Genomic DNA, 18,106 nt, shown 5'->3' with positions numbered 1-18,106 from the left:
AAGCGTCTCAGCGCCGAAAGTAGTTGGGGGATCTCCCCCTGTGAGGATAGGACGTTGCCAGGCAACAACAGAGAGGACGACCGAGCATACGCTCGGTCGTTTTTTTGTATGTACGATGAAATCGAACTCCGTATTTATATCGCTTTTATTATGAAACTCCGAACAATTCTCATCATCTATAGGGGAATGAACACAATTCTGACTTTTCTGAACATCGGGAATTGAATTGCACTTTTGCGTTATACCTGTTACCATTACAGAAATATTTCGAAACAAAGATGTAGGTAGAACGAGAAAGGGGCCATCAATTTTTATGTGGGAAAACAAGTTTGCAAAAGAAGGTTTAACGTTTGATGATGTATTACTCGTACCGAGGTTCTCAAATGTTTTACCGCGTGACGTTGATTTAAGCACAAAGCTCTGTGAAGGATTAGAATTGAATATCCCAATCATCAGTGCGGGTATGGATACCGTCACGGAAGCTCCGATGGCAATTGCTATGGCCCGTCAAGGCGGCTTAGGTGTCATTCACAAGAACATGTCAATGGAAATGCAGGCTGAGCATGTCGATCGCGTTAAGCGCTCAGAGAATGGTGTCATCACAAATCCTTTCTATTTAACTCCAGATCGTCAAGTGTATGATGCTGAGTATTTGATGAGTAAATATCGCATTTCTGGCGTACCAATCGTCAACTCAGAAGAAGAACGTAAGTTGATTGGTATTTTGACGAATCGTGATCTTCGTTTCATCAAAGATTATTCAACCGTCATCAAGGATGTGATGACAACGGAAAACCTCATCACTGCAAAAGTAGGTACATCGCTTGAGGAAGCAGAACGTATTCTTCATCAACACCGCATTGAGAAACTTCCACTCGTCGATGAAGCTGGCGTATTGAAAGGTCTCATCACGACAAAAGATATCGAGAAGGTCGAGCAATTCCCAAACGCGGCAAAAGACAAGCAAGGTCGTCTTCTTGTAGCAGCTGCAGTCGGAGTAACAAAAGATGCAGCATCACGTGCTCAAGTACTTGTAGAAGCAGGCGTAGATGCATTGGTTATCGATACAGCACATGGACATTCGGCTGGTGTGCTTGAAAAAGTTCGTGAGTTGCGCGATACGTTCCCATCGCTCCCAATCATTGCAGGAAACGTGGCTACTGCTGAAGCGACACGTGCTTTGATTGAAGCTGGAGCATCGGTCATCAAAGTCGGAATTGGACCAGGATCAATCTGTACGACACGCGTCGTTGCAGGCGTTGGTGTTCCACAAATCACAGCTGTATATGATTGTGTCACAGAAGCAAAAGAGCATGGTGTATCAGTCATCGCTGATGGTGGAATCAAGTACTCAGGCGATATCGTCAAAGCCATCGCTGCTGGAGCAAACGCTGTCATGCTTGGTAGCTTGCTTGCTGGTGTGAAAGAGAGCCCAGGCGAAATGGAAATTTACCAAGGTCGTCAGTTTAAGACATACCGTGGTATGGGATCTGAAGCATCGATGAAGCGCGGTAGCCAAGACCGTTACTTCCAAGAAGCAGACAAAAAGTTCGTTCCAGAAGGAATCGAAGGACGTGTCGCCTATCGTGGCGAACTCGCTGACACGGTATATCAATTGATTGGTGGTCTTCGCTCAGGTATGGGATACTGTGGCGCTGCCGACATCCGTGCCCTTCGTGAAGACACACAATTCATTCGTATGACGGGTGCGGGTCTTCAAGAAAGTCACCCACACGATGTCAATATCACAAAAGAAGCACCGAACTACTCACGCTAATGTAAAAAGCCGCCATCCTGTACACTCAGGATGGCGGTTATTTATTTGCGCTTCTCTACTAAAATCACGGTACCACCTTGATCTTGAGCAGGAAGTGAGACGGTGACTTTACCATTCTTTTGAACGATGTATTGTTTACCACTATATCGGTCAATCAAAATGGTTTTCGCTTTATACGATGTATTGAAGGAAACGGTTTGCGCTTTCTCTTTCGTATTTAATCCGACGAGAACCGATTGTTTTCCATAACTTCGTTTGAAGATTGAATAGCCAGCCTCAGAATTCGAAACGATGGACGAACGTGTCCCTTTACTGAATACGTGCGAATAGTCTGCACGGATATTCAAAAGTTTTTGATAGTGCGTATGCATCGCTTTTCCTTCACCTTTGACGCGAGACCAGTCGAAGTCATAGCGATTTTCATTGAACTCGCCTTTATCCATATCGCCCGCATGCTTCCCAGATTGACCGACTTCTTCTCCGTAATAGATTACAGGCTGACCTTTCGCCGTGATTTGAAGAGAGGCTGCGACCATTTGCTTACCAGTGTCCCCGCCTGCCCGCGAGACGAGGAAGCCGTCTTCATCATGACTACTCAAGAATTGTCCGAGCGTCGCTTCGTTCGATAATTGCGTATTACGATATTGAAGCGCCTTTTCAACGTCTTCGATATTGCCATTTACGAATCGTTCAGCCTGATATTTAAAATCAAAGTCGAGCAAGGAATCCATTTGACCACTTCTTAAGTATCCGCCTGTGTTGTTGATACTCGCCCCGTAGTGCTCCCCAATCAATTTGAAATTCGGTTTGATTGCCGTTAATTCATTTTTAAATGATTTCCACGTTGTGGAGTCCACGTGTTTGACCGTATCGACACGGAAGTAATCAATCGTGTTACCTTTTTTCGTTTTCGACCGTTTGATCCAATCTGTCTGCCATTTCACCAACTGTTCTCGAACGGCAGCTTCTTCCGTCTTGAAGTCGGGAAGACCGGATAGCGACATTTTGAGATCGTCTCCGTTGACCGGATTTTCACGAATCATCCCATCGAATACTTGTCGTTCTGCATCCGTTGGGAAGTTTGTGACAGATGAGCTTGCTCCAGGCTCCATGCCGTAGCCGGGATGGTTCAAGACGACGTCGACCATAATCTTCATTCCACGTTTATGCGCTTCATCAATCAGTTTATGGAAGGCAGCCATATCCCCGAGATGTTCATCAAGTTTTTCAAAGTTTTTGGCCCAATACCCATGATATCCATATTGAGAACCGTCTTTTCCATATCGTAAATCCCAATCGATGTTATCCACAATTGGAGTAATCCAAATCGTATTGATCCCAAGGTCGTCTAAATAATCGAGTTTTTTCGTGACACCTGCAAAATCGCCACCATGGTAAGACTCAGGATGATCTTTGTCATAGTATTCACGATTCGGGTTGTCATTGGATAAATCTCCGTTGTAGAAGCGATCGGTGAGCATGAAATAGATGCGCGCCTCATCCCAGTCAAACGCTTGTTTTTCCTTCATCGTTTTAGGGACGACACGAATCGTTGTTTTCGAGCGATGAACGTTTCCATATTGGTCGATTGCAGTGACGGCAAGCGTCTTATTTCCAGGTTTGACTGTGTCTTTCACCGCGATTGTTTGGGCGTTTAACGCACGATCAATGTGTAACTTTTCAGGACCGCCGAGTGGGCGTGCATCGATATAGAGTTCTCGGAGTGTCACACCTTTTGGCAAGGTCGGGTTTACTCGAACAACCGCATTTTCACGAGAGCTGATGGCTTTCGGACTGACAGAAGAAGTGAGTTTGACTGTTGGTTGACGATATTCGATTTGAGAAGCCTCGAAATAAGGATCTTTCACTTCAGTCGTGACGCCGTCCTTCGTGACGAGATACGTGTAGTCATGGATTCCTTCAGGTAAACGTACCGTGTGGCGGAACCACTCGTTTTCTGGCTCATAAGTCATCGGGTACGTCTCGCCATTGATTTTGAGTGCGACCTGATCGATTTCATCCATTTCTCCTGCTTCATAGAGTGCTACATCACGATAGAAGAATTGAACCCCATCTGTACCGTATTCGGGACCACTGATTGTCGGAACTTGATGGAAGGTACCTTTTCCGCTTTCGACGACGACCTTCGTGACGCGATCTTCTCCGAGCGTGACGTATCTGTCTTCTCCATAAGCATCCTTAACGGCCCAGTCCGTGCCTTTTCGAATGACAAACCCAACTTTCGTGGCGTCTTGACCAACCGGGATACGGAAGATGGCCCCATCGTCAGTTATCCGGTATGGATCGACTTGTCCGTCTTTTTTCCCTGTGCTCCATGTCCATAAGTTCCAATCCGTATAGTCATGATCGGCACGGACATACTTCATTTCGATATAGCGTGTCGTTTCCCAAGGATCAGCGAGCTTTGTTGCTGTTTTGAAAGTAGTCGTCAATGCCGGGAGTGTTGTATTCGAAATCGTTCCAGTCACTGCACCTTCTGGAATAGTGGCCGTATATGACGTATTGAGAGCGAGAGCCTCTTTCGGTTGAAGTGTCACGCTCGTACCGTTCGTCGTCACATCAACCGGGACACGCGTCTCCCCTTGTTGTAAGGTAACCGATGTGGAATCCAAACGGACGGGTTCATTAAATGTCCACGTGATTGGAGCAGACACATCCACATCAATGGATGATGAGGCCGGGGTCACAGACGCAACTTCAAGTTGGTCAATCGTCTCTACCCCATTTAAGGTGAACGGGGCACTATAAACAGATTGTGTGGATGGCGTGGCAGACACGTTCCAACTATTGGCCAATTGATTGGCAGCGTTGCTCGGAATCGTATCGAACGCCCCATGTTCTCCGGCGTTATTTCCGCTTAATACAGTTAAGGCGCGTACTTGATCTCCATTGTTTAAGCCGAGCAATGACAGAGGAACTTTTCCTTCAAATCCTTTCGTTCGGTCTAAGGCAAAAGCCGCACCGTTCAACTGATTCAATTGTAAAAGTGGTTTCTCTTGACCCGCCTGATAAAGAGCAGCCTCTTTTACATTCTGATCGCCATCGACTCGGACGAGAATATGATACTGAGGTGCCTTGTCGACACCTTTAAAATCGAATGGATAGCCGAGGGGATTCGTCGATACACCTGAATCTTCATCGTTGATTTGAAGGGCGATGTTGATGTATTGCCCGTTGTCTCCCCAGTTCGGGACATTATTCGCGTCTACGTAAAAATAAAGGTGTTGGGCATCATTGTTTATGTATAAATCACCGACATCAAATCCTTGCCATCCAGCAGTGGGCGAACTTGCGAGGGCGGGAATATTAGCCCAATCTGTTTTTGCCCCATCAATCGTGATTGCAGTCGGTTCAGCCAATGCGTTCATCGGAACCCCGGCTTGAATGAGCAATACACCGGACAGGAATAAAGTCGAAGCCTGATGAGCAGTTTTTTTCTTCATGAGACACCTCTTTTGTTTGAGTTAAGTTGCACAATTTTATGCAAACGTTTTCAAAAGTAGTTTAGCGGAAGTTGTAAGCGCTAACAATATGTTTTTGAAAAAACAATAAATAACCGCGTCTCCTGTTGGTTGAGGAGATGCGGTCATGATTCAGTAGTGACGAGTGAACCTTTGACGATGAGTCGTTCCGTCGTATCGAACGTACAAGTGATCAATGTAAGGGTAGGAATAGCTGTTTCATCTAATACATCAACTCGTTCAGGAGAGACGGTCTCAAGCGATATCACGACGTATTCGTAAGTGTGCGTATCATCTCGAAGATAGATTTTCATACCAACATGGACTTCATGGAGTGGACCGAATAGAGCGGTCGCATGTTGTAAATAATGACCGGCCAGTGCGTAATTGCCTTTTCCCATTTCTTGATCAGGATGCATGGTTCCCGCTCCGACGGCGAGACTCTCATCATCTAACCCTTTTATGATCGGGAGCTCTAGTGAAACATCTGGAATCGAAATGACACCGATTGTCGGCAACTGATGAAACCGATTGCGCGCTTGTAAGACGTCCGTTAAAGAGAGTGGTGTGACTGCCGCAAAATCATAACTCGACTCAATTTCACTCTCGTCTTGTAATTCCATATGTTCAACGACATATTCACTCGTTGAACTGGCGATATTCTCTTTCCAAATCGAGCTCGTTAAAAAGAAGAGACCGCTGCCGAGTAAACAGATTCCGATGATCCATCGGACGTGTCGCTTCATGGAGTCACTCCTTTCGGGATTTCCCAGGCATCCATCAACTGATCGATCACATTCGGTAACGATGATTCAGGCAAGTGTGCAAAGCCAAACAAAAATTGTATGTGCGAATCTGGGTGTACGATGCGATAGTCGTTCATCGATTTGATGGCGATTTCAGACGATTCAGCGGATTGTTTCAATTCTTGCTCTGTCCGATTGCTGATGACGGTCAAGACAACGTGCAATCCAGCGCTCGCACCTGTCACTGTGACAATTGGTTCGAATGGGCGGAAGGCGGCGAGCACGATCTCTAACTTGCGGCGGTATATTTTTCGCATCCGATTCAAATGCTTCTCGAAGTCACCACTCGACATAAATAGAGCCAACGTATGCTGTTCGAATCGTGGGACGCTACACGTGAAGTAATGATGTCGCTCTCGGTAACGATTCAATAGAGGTGTTGGTAACACCATATATCCAATACGAAGGGATGGCATGAGTGATTTCGAGAAAGTACTGATATAGATGACACGTTCGTTCGGGTCCATACTTTGAAGAGAGGGGATGGGTTTACCACTATAACGGAACTCACTATCGTAATCGTCCTCAATGATATACGTCTGGTGAACGAGCGCCCAATTCAATAAACGTTGGCGTCGACTGACGGATAGGACAGTACCTGTCGGAAATTGATGGGCAGGCGTTACGTATAGCGCATCGATTGCATGACGTTCGAGCTCACTGACACAAACGCCACTTTCATCTACGGGGATTGGGATAGAAGTGCGCCCCTGTTGCTCGAATAAAAGACGAGTGAGCGGATAGCCGGGATCTTCAATGCCAAAGACCGATGCGTCAGGTAACAAATCCAAAAGCTGTGGAAGGAGTTGTTCCGTCCCTGATCCGACGATGATTTGTTCGGGTGAGCATTGGACGCCTCGTGAATGATAGAGATAGGTCGCAATTTCCTGTCGTAGTTCGAGATCCCCTTGGACGGAACCTAGCGCGAGTAGTTCATGATGAACTTCATCGACAACGTTCTTGACGTGTCGTTTCCAACGTTCAAACGGAAAAGCAGTCGTATCGATTTGACTTGGCGATACATCGTACGTATATGTCTTTTTAAGTGGAGACGGCGTGATGGTGCTGCTCGATCGCCGGACGTACAGTTCCTCTTGCGGCAACACATAAAATCCTTTCCGGGGAACGGATTCAATGTACCCTTCGGCGAGTAACTGGGCGTAAGCGAACTCGACTGTCGTCTGAGACACATCCAAAAATTGAGTCAGTTTACGTTTCGAAGGTAACTTAGTACCCGTCTTTAATGTATCGTCGACGATAGCATCCCGAATGTGTTTATATAACTGCTCATATAGCGGGATGGATGAGTCTTGTTCAAGTGAAAAGGTAAGCATATCCATAAAACGACGTTCCTTTCTTTACAAACCGAAAAAGAAGTATAAGAGAAAACCGAGGATAACCAAGGTTGAGACAATTCCAGGTGTACCAAATGAGGCGCGATGACCTCCTTCAAACGGATCACGGTCGAACATATTGATTCCTCCTTTATACTTCAACACGTTCGAGATAGTAGCCATAGAGTCCTTTTTCCAAACTGACCACTTTAAAAAATAAGAATCTGGCACTTTTAATATAGTCAATCCAGCTTATACTAGCAAGTAGAACATGAACTCATGGAGGGATTTTAATGGAAAAGAGACAAGTGGGAACAGATAAAGTAAAACGTGGGATGGCTGAAATGCAAAAAGGTGGCGTCATCATGGACGTCATCAACGCAGAGCAGGCAAAAATTGCTGAAGCTGCAGGTGCGGTTGCTGTCATGGCACTTGAACGCGTACCTTCGGATATCCGTAAAATGGGTGGGGTTGCCCGTATGGCCGACCCAACAATCATTGAAGATGTCATGGGAGCAGTATCTGTTCCAGTTATGGCGAAATGCCGTATCGGACATATCGCTGAAGCGCGTGTCCTCGAGTCGATGGGGGTCGACTTTATCGATGAGAGTGAAGTATTGACGCCAGCAGATGAAGAGTTCCATTTGTACAAACGCGACTATACAGCACCGTTCGTATGTGGAGCACGTGACCTTGGCGAAGCGGCTCGTCGTATCGGCGAAGGCGCGGCAATGATTCGTACAAAAGGTGAGCCAGGAACAGGGAATATCGTGGAAGCGGTTCGTCACATGCGCACCGTACAAGCACAAGTGAAACGTCTCTTGTCGATGAGCGTGGATGAAGTCATGACAGAAGCTCGTGATCTCGGAGCTCCATTTGAAGTGCTTATGCAAATTCGTGAAGCGGGTCGTCTCCCTGTCGTTAACTTTGCGGCGGGTGGAATCGCGACACCAGCGGATGCTGCCTTGATGATGCACCTCGGAGCAGATGGTGTCTTCGTCGGATCTGGTATCTTCAAAGCGGAGAACCCAGAGAAATTCGCACGTGCCATCGTAGAAGCGACAACGTACCACGATGACTATGAGCGAATCGCGCACCTTTCAAAAGGATTAGGTGAGGCGATGAAAGGACTCGACGTCCGTACGCTCAAAGATGAAGAACTCATGGCACCACGAGGCTGGTAAGATGGTAACGATTGGCGTATTAGGGATGCAGGGTGCAATTCGTGAGCATGTTCGCATGCTTGAAGCGCTCGGTGCTCAAACCGTTGTAGTCCGCTCATTGAAAGACTTGAAAGCAATCGATGGATTAGTCTTACCAGGTGGAGAAAGTACCGCGATGCGACGTTTACTCGATCGTTATGAGTTACTTGAGCCACTTCGCGACATGGAGACGTTACCGATGTTTGGCACATGTGCCGGCATGATTCTTCTTGCGAATGAAGTCGAAGGGTATGACGCCCACTTAAAGAAAATCCCGATGACAGTAAAACGTAATGCATTCGGACGTCAGGTCGACAGTTTTGAAGTCGATCTTCCGGTAAAAGGAATCGATGAGCCGGTCGAAGCGGTCTTTATTCGTGCCCCACAAGTAGCGCGAGTTGAACCGGAAGTAGACGTGCTCGCCGAAGTTGAGGAAGCGATTGTAGCAGTTCGTTATAACCAGTACCTTGCTTGTTCGTTCCATCCGGAATTGACGGAAGATTTATCATTGCACCGCTATTTTATCGAGATGGTTAAAGAAAATCAGAAGCAATATGCATAAGTTTGAGGGACCTCATGAAAAGGGGGTCCTTCAAACTTATTTTTTGTTACACTGAACAAAGAAGCGTATAGAAAGGGGAAACTATGTGAAGGCTCGCTATTTAATCATGATGTTTGTTGCCATGTTGCTTGTACAAGTAATCGTACCCTCAGTCGCCTCTGCGGCCGCGCCAAAAGTCGACGCGGCGAGTGCGATGCTCGTAGACGTGACGACAGGTCAGGTCTTATTTACAAAACAGGAAGATGCCATGCTTCAACCGGCTTCGATCACAAAGTTGATGACAGCATTTTTGACGCGTGAAGCAATCGAAGAAGGAAAGCTCAGTTGGAATCAGGAGGTTACACCGAGCGACGCTGCCTTGGCGCTGACGAGAAAACCGGGACTAGCAAGAATCCCGCTACTGAATAAACCGTATACCGTCAAAGAGTTATACGATGCAGCATTAATTCGTTCGGCGAACGAAGCGGCTGTGACGCTCGGGGAAGCGGTGTCTGGTTCAGAAGAGGCGTTCGTCAAAGAAATGAATCGTCGAGCGGATGAATTAGGGATGACACAAACGACGTTCGCGAATGCATCGGGACTCGATTCTGTATCAGCCGGTCTACCAGGAGATAATTTGACATCTGCCAACGATTTAATGAAGTTGGCGATTGCATATTTGACGACTTTTCCGGAAGTGCTCGACGTGACGAAACGGGCATACGTGGATGTCGACGGTGTCCGCTTTGACGCGACGAACCGAATGCTCGCCGACCGAGATCTCGCCTATCCGGGGATGCTCGGCTTTAAAACGGGAACAACGAATGAGGCAGGCTATTGCTTTATCGGTGTGTCGACACGGGATGGTCGCACTGTGTTATCCGTCGTTCTTGGCGCACCATCTGATGAGGGGCGCTATGTAGCGACGAAAGCGTTACACGACTATGCGTACTCAGATTTCGTCATGACACCGATTTTACGGACAGGGGAAACCATTTCGGAAACGGCAACGGTCTCTCAAGGTGAAACGGAACAGGTCACTGTTCGTACGACGAATGACTTTGAAGTGTTAGTCGAAAAAGGGAAACCTGTCCCGGAACCGAAAGTTGAACTGCTCGAACTAGACGCTCCGGTCAAGGTCGATACACAGGCAGGCACGGTTACCATTGACTCCTCGGATCAAGTTCGCTATTTAGAAGGAGAGACACCTCCGAAGATGACGCTTGTCACGGCAGAGGCGGTTGATACGGCTTCGTTTTTGACGAGAATGACGCGAGCGTTTGTTGATTTCCTCGATCAAATCAGATTGGCACTTGGAAAAATCAGTCTTGTCGAACAAGTTCAGATGTTGTAAAGTAAGATTAATTCAATGACAGATGCGATGATGAGAATAAGTACGTTACGTACGTCTACTGACAGAGAGCTAGTGGTTGGTGCAAACTAGTGAGATGGCGTAACCGAATCGGCCTCGGAGCATTGGCTTGGAAACAAGTCACGTTTGGCACACGTTACGTGCATCGAGTGGCTCATGCATTTGGGCAACGAGGGTGGCAACGCGGATCCAAGGTGGTTCGTCCCTTTCCTACGGGAAAGGGACGTGCCGCCTTTTTTATATGAAAAAAGGAGGAACAGCAATGTTAGACATTAAACGTTTACGACAAGATTTTGAAGGGATTAAAGAAAAGTTAGCTTACCGTGGAGAAGATTTGAGTGCACTTGACCGCTTCCCGCAGTTAGAAGAAAAGCGCCGTGACTTGATTAACGAAGTGGAAGTAAAGAAAGCGAAGCGCAATGAAGCGACAAAACAAATCGCTGAATTAAAACGCAACAAACAAGATGCAGAAGGTCCAATCTTGGAAACACGTCGTCTTGGGGATGAAATCAAATTGTTGGATGAGGAGTTACGAGAAGTAGAGGCAGAGCTCAACTTGATCTTGCTCAGCATTCCAAACATCCCACATGAGTCAACTCCAATCGGTGAGACAGAAGACGATAACGTGACGATTCGTGAAATCGGAACGAAGCCTGATTTTGATTTCGAGCCGAAGCAACATTGGGACGTGATGGAAGACCTAAAAATCGTCGATGTCGAGCGCGCTGGAAAAGTAACGGGTAGCCGTTTTGTCTTCTATAAAGGATTAGGTGCTCGCTTAGAACGTGCTCTGATCAACTTTATGATGGACCTTCATTCAGACGAGCATGGATACTCAGAAGTATTGCCGCCGTACATGGTCAATCGTGATTCGATGATTGGAACAGGTCAACTTCCTAAATTTGAAGAAGATGCGTTCAAAGTAGAGGACACGAACTACTTCCTCGTTCCAACAGCTGAAGTGCCAGTTACAAACATGCACCGTGAAGAAATCATCCCGGAAACACAGCTTCCGATTACGTATACAGCATATAGCGCTAACTTCCGTTCTGAAGCCGGTTCAGCTGGTCGTGATACACGTGGCTTGATTCGTCAGCACCAGTTCAACAAAGTCGAGCTCGTCCGCTTCGTGAAACCAGAAGAGTCATATGAACAACTAGAATTATTGACAGGTCATGCTGAAGAGGTATTGAAGCGCCTTGGACTTCCGTATCAAGTACTCAGCATGTGCACGGCAGACCTCGGCTTCACAGCTGCGAAAAAATATGACATCGAAGTATGGATGCCAGCACAAGGGATGTATCGTGAGATTTCTTCTTGCTCTAACTTCGAAGATTTCCAAGCGCGTCGTGCGGGAATTCGCTTCCGTCGTGATGCCAACGCGAAACCAGAATTCGTTCATACATTGAACGGCTCAGGATTGGCAGTCGGTCGAACGGTGGCAGCGATTTTGGAAAACTATCAACAGGCAGATGGATCAGTCGTCATTCCGGAAGTGCTTCGTCCTTACATGGGTGGGAAAGAAAAGATTGAAATGCCGAACTAAACACTTGAGCCGCCTCGATTTTGAGGCGCTCAATTTTTTTTAATGTTTTTTCACAAAAGGGTTTGACATCTGTCTCTTCAGTTGGTACTATAAATCATGTCGAGCGACACTGTTGCTCACGAATTGCATATGAGCTTTGGAGGTGTACCCAAGTGGTTTAAGGGAACGGTCTTGAAAACCGTCAGGGGTGTAACAGCCTGCGTGGGTTCGAATCCCACCACCTCCTCCACTTTCTTTTTTTTACACTTTTTAGGCCTGGAGTTGTACCCAAGTCCGGCTGAAGGGGACGGACTCGAAATCCGTTAGGAGTCGCAAGGCTCGCGTGGGTTCGAATCCCACCAACTCCGCTTTCAATCGGGCATCTGCAGAGGCAGATGCATTTTTTGTATCCACAGACATATGCGCTGTGGATTTTTTTATGCACAAAAAAGAGAGATCACGCTTTTGATGGCGTAATCCCTCTGTATGATTATCTAACTTTTGCTTCGCGAGCAATCGTTAACTGCTTTTCAATTTTTTCAAGGATGAGTTCGACTGAATCTGGGTCTTTGATGAGATCGTACTCTTCAATCGAGAGACGTAGTACTGGGCACAGGTTGAAGTTGTTGATCCACTCTGTGTAGCGTTCGTACATCTCTTCCCAATAAGCGATTGGTGTTTGTTGCTCCATCTCGCGACCGCGCATCTGGATACGTTCAAGGACTTGTTCGAACGAACCTTCAAGATAAATCAATAGGTCTGGGTGTGGGAAGAAGGGTGTTAACACCATAGCCTCGAACAAACTTGAATACGTTTCGTAGTCTGTTGGTGACATCGTCCCTTTTTCATAATGCATTTTTGCGAAGATGCCTGTGTCTTCATAGATGGAACGGTCTTGAATGAAGCCGCCACCGTATTGGAAGATTTTCTTCTGTTCTTTAAAGCGTTCTGCTAAGAAGTAAATTTGAAGATGGAAACTCCAACGTTCAAAATCATGATAGAATTTATCGAGGTAAGGGTTCGTATCTACTTTCTCTAGCGACGTTCGGAAGTTTAAAGCATCGGCTAACGAATTGGTAATCGTCGATTTCCCGATTCCAACCATTCCACCGATTGTAATGATCGTATCGTTCGGAATGTTATATTTATCAATCAGCTTCATTTTAATTGTGCTCCTTTAGTTAATTCTAATTCGCGTTCAATCGTCTTGAGGACATGTGTCAAATCGTCCGGATTGTGTACAAAGTCGAGTTCATCCCCACTAAACGAGAGGATTTTCACTTCTGGATGGGCCGCGCGATAGGATTCGACGAACGTCTCATAATCGTGAGCAAGTTGTTCGAGATAATCGCGAGACATATTTTCTTCCACTTCACGTCCACGCAAAGCAACGCGTTTCATCAGTGTCTCAATGCTCGCGTGTAAGTAAATGACGACATCAGGTTTCGGCATATCATGTGTCAAAATCTTATAAATCTGCTCGTACTTGTTTAAATGCGCAGGTTTCAGCGAACGGTGAGCAAAAATCAAGTTTTTGAAAATATGATAGTCCGAAACGACGGATTGCTGTTGACTCAAGTGGTGTTTATGAATATCATCCAACTGCTTGAATCGATTGCATAAGAAGAACATTTCCGTTTGGAAACTCCATTCTTCGATATCTTCATAAAACTTGCCGAGAAATGGGTTCTCTTCTACAATTTCATTCAGCATCTGCATCGAGAAATGCTGACTGATGATATGGGCCAGTGATGTTTTCCCGACACCAATCGGTCCTTCTACCGTTATAAACATATGATGTCATCCTCCATTATCCAAAGTGCAAGTTCCATTCTAGCATAGAATGCGAATGATATGGCGAGGGATTTGATTTTCATTTTTTTTCATAGTGTTAAATAAGAAATGAGGTGAATCGATGGAACGTGATGAACGATTTATGCAGTTGGCCATCGAAGAGGCGAAGAAAGCAGAAGCCATTGGTGAAGTACCAATTGGTTGTGTGATTGTGAAAGGTGATGAAGTGATTGCGACTGGTCATAATCGTCGTGAAACCGATCTTTTAGCTGCTGCTCACGCTGAGATGATTGCGATTGAAGCGGCGAATGAAGCATTAGGAAATTGGCGATTGGAAGATTGTGAGTTATACGTCACACTCGAACCGTGTCCAATGTGTGCGGGTGCCATTGTGCTATCCCGAGTGAAGCGGGTCATCTTCGGTGCACATGATCCGAAAGGGGGTTGTTGCGGTACGTTGATGAATTTGGTACAAGATGAACGATTCAATCATCAGGCTGACGTAACCAAAAATGTTTTAGCAGAAGAATGTGGACGACTTCTAACTGATTTCTTCCGGGCGCTTAGAGAAAGGAAGAAACAAGAGAGACTTCATCAGAGAGGTTGCAACCCAATCGATTAAACAGTATAATGTAATAGCACTCGAGATAGTGCATAATTTCATTTACCCATTTGCCGTGCTAGGTGGGGAGGTAGCGGTGCCCTGTCACTCGCAATCCGCTGTAGCGAGACTGAATCCCGATTCGAGGGAGTGCGCTGGTGTGGTCTGCCTTATGTAAGTGGCGTTGACGTCTGAGTCCTGCGCAACGGTCACCCATGAACCAGGTCAGGTCCGGAAGGAAGCAGCCTTAAGTGGTGACGTACCGTGTGCCGCAGGGGTGCTTGGGCTGAGCAAACTGCATGAGTAACGCATGTTGACGTGCTTTCAGAAATCGGTGCGCGGCAGATTTATTTTATAACTTCAATCTATGGCCCCAGGGCTGTAGATTTTTTTGTATGATGAGATAGAGAAGAAAAGTGGGGAAGGAGGCGAACTCATGGCGTATCAAGCGTTATATCGAGTATACAGACCTCAGTCATTTCAAGAGGTCGTCGGTCAAGTCCATATCACACGTACGATTCAAAACGCTTTATTAGAGGAGCGGATGTCACACGCATATTTATTTTCAGGTCCACGCGGGACAGGGAAGACGAGCTTAGCGAAAATCATTGCTAAGGCGATCAACTGTGAAAGTGCACCGACACGTGAACCGTGTAATACCTGTCCGACGTGTATCGCTATCACGGAAGGTGCGAGTCCGGACGTGTTTGAAATCGATGCGGCATCAAATAATGGAGTTGACGAAATTCGAGAAATCCGAGACAAAGTCAAATATCCACCGTCTCAAGGGCGTTACAAAGTATATATCATTGATGAAGTGCATATGTTGTCGACAGGTGCATTCAATGCATTATTGAAAACACTTGAAGAACCGCCAGCACATGCGATTTTTATTTTGGCAACGACAGAACCGCATAAAATTCCGGCAACGATTATTTCGCGCTGTCAGCGATTTGATGTCAAACGACATGAAGTGAGTCAATTGCAAACCCGGATGGCCTATATTTTGAATGATCAAGACCATGATTATGATCCGGAAGCATTGAAACTAATTGCACGGGCTGCTGATGGCGGGATGAGGGATGCCCTTAGCTTGCTTGATCAGGCCTTGGCATTTAGCGATGGGCGTCTGACGGAAGAAGCGGTGTTAGAAGTAACGGGTGCTGTGACGGATGAAACACTGCTCGAAATGGCATACGGATTACAGAAAAAAGAGTTGAATGCGATTTTGAGTACGCTTGAAATGATGTTACGTGAAGGGAAAGATTTAAAGCGTTTCATCGAAGACTTAGTGTTCGTCCATCGGGATGCGTTACTGTTGAAAGCATCTCCGCAAGCTGCCGACTTATTAGAGCGTGCTCGTCCGACTGATGAGTTTCGTCAGTTTGTCGAAGCGACTTCGACGGACGAATTGTTCCAAGTGATTGAAGAGCTCAATGAGTGCCAGCAGCAAATGAGGCTGTCGAATCATCCGAAGGTGTTGGTAGAGTTAACGTTCATTCGAATTGCAGAACAAGGTCGCACGATCAATGAGCAGATGACACAACTTCAAGACCAAGTGCGTGAGTTGAGCCGCGAATTGAATGAAGTGAAGAAGAATGGCGTGACTGTGACAGGTATAGAGGTGGAAAAACCGAAGCCTGCTCCGAAACGGACACAAATCCGAGTGCCGAAAGAGCGGATTCGCCAATTACTTCAGCGAGCTGAGCGGCAGCATTTGAATGCGATTCGCGATAGTTGGGGCGACATCATGACGAATATTCGGATACAGGATGGTCCAATCTTCGCACTCTTCTATGAAAGTGAGGCTGTCCTTTGTGCAAGTGACACCTTACTGGTACAATTTAAAGATGGAATGACATGGCACTATGAACAAGTGAGTTCGAATGGTCGTACGCGTGATGTAATCGAGCAGGCGTTATTTGAAGTTACGGGGATTCGTCGTGAAATTATGGCGGTGCTTGAAACGGATTGGAATGAACTGAAGAATGAGTTCATCCTTCAAAAACAAGCAGAGCGGACAGAACGAGTCGAAGAACCAGAAACTGAAGATCCGTTGGTTGCACAGGCGATGGAACGTTTTGGCGATGTCGTTGAAATCGAAGAAACATAAGGGAGGCGCTCTGAATGCGTGGAATGGGAAATATGAATAACATGATGAAACAAATGCAAAAGATGCAAAAAGATATGGCGAAAGCTCAAGAAGAACTAAAAGAGTTATCAGTAGAAGGTACTGCAGGAGGCGGCATGGTAAAAGTTGTCGTCAGCGGTCATAAAGAGGTTTTAGATGTCATCATTGCAGAAGATGTCGTCGACCCGGAAGATGTAGATATGTTGCAGGATCTCGTCTTAGCAGCAATTAATGATGCGATGAAGCAAGCTGATCAGCTTGTGAATGATAAGATGGGACGTTTCACACAAGGTATGAATCTCCCAGGCTTTTAAGTGAAGAAAGGATCGATGCGAGTTGCAATACCCTGAAGCCATTGGACGATTGATTGAGAGTTTTACGAAACTACCTGGAATCGGTCCTAAAACTGCAGTGCGTTTGGCGTTCCATGTATTAGATATGGAAGAAGACGATGTATTAACGTTTGCGAAGTCTCTCGTCAGTGCGAAACGGGACATCAAATATTGTACCGTGTGCGGTCACATTACAGATATTGATCCTTGTGCAATCTGTAAAGACTCACATCGGGATGAAACGGTAGTTTGTGTGGTTCAAGATTCAAGAGACGTGATTGCCATGGAGAAAATGAGAGAGTATAGAGGGAAATATCATGTTCTTCATGGAGCCATAAGTCCAATGGAAGGGATTGGTCCAGAGGATATTAACGTTTCAAGCTTGCTGACACGGTTACAAGAGAACGAGTCAATCCAAGAAGTGATTTTAGCGACGAACCCGAACATTGAGGGAGAAGCGACTTCGATGTATTTATCACGCTTACTTAAGCCGACAGGAATCCGTGTAACTCGTCTCGCGCATGGTTTGCCCGTCGGTGGGGATTTAGAGTATGCGGACGAAGTGACCTTGTCTCGAGCGATGGAAGGTAGAAGAGAATTATGAAATGGTTTCGTAAGTCGTTAAAAGATGATTATGATCAACGACTACTGACTGAGTTGATGGAAGCGAAAGCTAAGTTTGAGTCGAAACGTCGGATGCTTGAAGTTAGCATCGAAGATACAGGAGAATTAGCGGCTCAAGTGAAGCAAGCAGAAGCTCTTTACTTTTTCTATTTGAAAGAGGCGAAAAAACGAAATGTATCCTTATCGTCTCTCCGTTCATAAGGCGAAGCCGTTGGCTCGCCTTATTTTATTTTTAACCCTATATAATGAAGAAAAAAATATAGTGTGAGTGATTAAAGCATAATTTAATAAATTTCTTAAAACTATTTTAATAAAAGGGTTGCGTGATTAAAGCTTTACTGATATATTAATAGACGTCGCCGAGATAAGCGGCAAACAAAAAAAAATATTTTAAAAAGTGATTGACCTTTTGTTCTTCACTTGGTAAGATATTAAAGTCGCCAAGAGCGACAGACGAACTTTGAAAACTGAACGATGAGGCAAAAATAAGTTTTACATTTTTTGAATGAAGCGCAAGCTTCGTCAATTTAAGAGCTATATCAAATTCTTTGGAGAGTTTGATCCTGGCTCAGGACGAACGCTGGC

The 18,106-nt window shown here is 45.9% G+C and carries 15 protein-coding genes, 2 tRNA genes, 1 other RNA gene and 1 other annotated feature; of the genes, 13 read left to right on the top strand and 5 right to left on the bottom strand.

What is annotated here, in order from left to right; translation table 11 throughout:
• Positions 1-313 precede the first annotated feature (313 nt).
• The gene (gene guaB / locus KNO86_RS14280; RefSeq protein WP_214697315.1) at positions 314-1,777 is read left to right on the top strand and encodes an IMP dehydrogenase; all 1,464 of its coding nucleotides are present in this window, start codon (positions 314-316) and stop codon (positions 1,775-1,777) included.
• A gap of 41 nt (positions 1,778-1,818) precedes the next feature.
• Here the strand turns inward: guaB and KNO86_RS14275 are convergent, their stop codons facing one another.
• The 3 genes from KNO86_RS14275 to pdxR form a co-directional block, all read right to left on the bottom strand.
• On the bottom strand, positions 1,819-5,241 hold the full coding sequence (locus KNO86_RS14275; RefSeq protein WP_214697313.1) for an alpha-amylase family glycosyl hydrolase: 3,423 nt from the start codon (positions 5,239-5,241) through the stop codon (positions 1,819-1,821).
• 143 nt (positions 5,242-5,384) lie between these two features.
• A complete protein-coding gene (locus KNO86_RS14270; protein ID WP_214697311.1) occupies positions 5,385-6,005 on the bottom strand; it encodes a class A sortase in 621 nt (206 codons plus the stop codon).
• Entirely contained in the window at positions 6,002-7,405 is a 1,404-nt protein-coding gene (gene pdxR / locus KNO86_RS14265; RefSeq protein WP_214697309.1) for a MocR-like pyridoxine biosynthesis transcription factor PdxR, read from the bottom strand. Before pdxR ends, KNO86_RS14270 begins: the two co-directional genes overlap by 4 nt.
• Positions 7,406-7,692: 287 nt before the next feature.
• Here pdxR and pdxS point away from each other — a divergent pair, with 287 nt between their 5' ends.
• The 6 genes from pdxS (at position 7,693) to KNO86_RS14235 (ending at position 12,407) form a co-directional block, all read left to right on the top strand.
• Complete coding sequence (gene pdxS, locus KNO86_RS14260) at positions 7,693-8,583, top strand: pyridoxal 5'-phosphate synthase lyase subunit PdxS (RefSeq protein WP_214697307.1); 891 nt, start codon at positions 7,693-7,695, stop codon at positions 8,581-8,583.
• A 1-nt stretch (position 8,584) separates the two neighbouring features.
• Complete coding sequence (gene pdxT / locus KNO86_RS14255) at positions 8,585-9,163, top strand: pyridoxal 5'-phosphate synthase glutaminase subunit PdxT (RefSeq protein WP_214697306.1); 579 nt, start codon at positions 8,585-8,587, stop codon at positions 9,161-9,163.
• A gap of 85 nt (positions 9,164-9,248) precedes the next feature.
• A complete protein-coding gene (locus KNO86_RS14250) occupies positions 9,249-10,496 on the top strand; it encodes a D-alanyl-D-alanine carboxypeptidase family protein (protein WP_214697304.1) in 1,248 nt (415 codons plus the stop codon).
• 18 nt (positions 10,497-10,514) lie between these two features.
• Positions 10,515-10,724: a binding site (T-box leader), on the top strand.
• A gap of 52 nt (positions 10,725-10,776) precedes the next feature.
• Positions 10,777-12,060, top strand: coding sequence for a serine--tRNA ligase (serS, locus tag KNO86_RS14245; RefSeq protein WP_214697302.1), 1,284 nt, complete (start codon positions 10,777-10,779; stop codon positions 12,058-12,060).
• Between the two features lie 138 nt (positions 12,061-12,198).
• A tRNA-Ser gene (locus KNO86_RS14240) sits at positions 12,199-12,289 on the top strand.
• Positions 12,290-12,317: 28 nt separating this feature from the next.
• Positions 12,318-12,407, top strand: a tRNA-Ser gene (locus KNO86_RS14235).
• A gap of 122 nt (positions 12,408-12,529) precedes the next feature.
• Here the strand turns inward: KNO86_RS14235 and KNO86_RS14230 are convergent.
• Both KNO86_RS14230 and KNO86_RS14225 read right to left on the bottom strand, forming a co-directional pair.
• Positions 12,530-13,201, bottom strand: coding sequence for a deoxynucleoside kinase (locus tag KNO86_RS14230; protein WP_251125747.1), 672 nt, complete (start codon positions 13,199-13,201; stop codon positions 12,530-12,532).
• A complete protein-coding gene (locus KNO86_RS14225) occupies positions 13,198-13,833 on the bottom strand; it encodes a deoxynucleoside kinase (RefSeq protein ID WP_214697300.1) in 636 nt (211 codons plus the stop codon). Before KNO86_RS14225 ends, KNO86_RS14230 begins: the two co-directional genes overlap by 4 nt.
• Before the next feature lie 121 nt (positions 13,834-13,954).
• Here KNO86_RS14225 and tadA point away from each other — a divergent pair, with 121 nt between their 5' ends.
• From tadA to KNO86_RS14195, 6 genes are all read left to right on the top strand, one after another.
• The gene (gene tadA / locus KNO86_RS14220) at positions 13,955-14,455 is read left to right on the top strand and encodes a tRNA adenosine(34) deaminase TadA (RefSeq protein ID WP_214697292.1); all 501 of its coding nucleotides are present in this window, start codon (positions 13,955-13,957) and stop codon (positions 14,453-14,455) included.
• Positions 14,456-14,508: 53 nt separating this feature from the next.
• Positions 14,509-14,776: signal recognition particle sRNA large type (gene ffs, locus KNO86_RS14215), an RNA gene on the top strand.
• 94 nt (positions 14,777-14,870) lie between these two features.
• Positions 14,871-16,547 (top strand): DNA polymerase III subunit gamma/tau, encoded by a 1,677-nt coding sequence (gene dnaX, locus KNO86_RS14210; protein ID WP_214697290.1) that lies wholly within the window; start codon positions 14,871-14,873, stop codon positions 16,545-16,547.
• A 14-nt stretch (positions 16,548-16,561) separates the two neighbouring features.
• A complete protein-coding gene (locus tag KNO86_RS14205) occupies positions 16,562-16,879 on the top strand; it encodes a YbaB/EbfC family nucleoid-associated protein (protein WP_074034102.1) in 318 nt (105 codons plus the stop codon).
• 22 nt (positions 16,880-16,901) lie between these two features.
• On the top strand, positions 16,902-17,501 hold the full coding sequence (recR, locus tag KNO86_RS14200) for a recombination mediator RecR (protein ID WP_012727753.1): 600 nt from the start codon (positions 16,902-16,904) through the stop codon (positions 17,499-17,501).
• Positions 17,498-17,722: a YaaL family protein gene (locus tag KNO86_RS14195; protein WP_214697288.1), complete on the top strand. Its 225-nt coding sequence runs from the start codon at positions 17,498-17,500 to the stop codon at positions 17,720-17,722. Before recR ends, KNO86_RS14195 begins: the two co-directional genes overlap by 4 nt.
• The last annotated feature ends 384 nt before the right edge of the window (positions 17,723-18,106 follow it).

Origin of the sequence: Exiguobacterium sp. s160 (genome assembly GCF_018617575.1) — a bacterium.
Classification (GTDB): Bacteria; Bacillota; Bacilli; order Exiguobacteriales; family Exiguobacteriaceae; genus Exiguobacterium; species Exiguobacterium aestuarii_A.
Note: the sequence above shows the minus strand (reverse complement) of the source record. Positions and strands in the feature narration are given on the sequence as shown.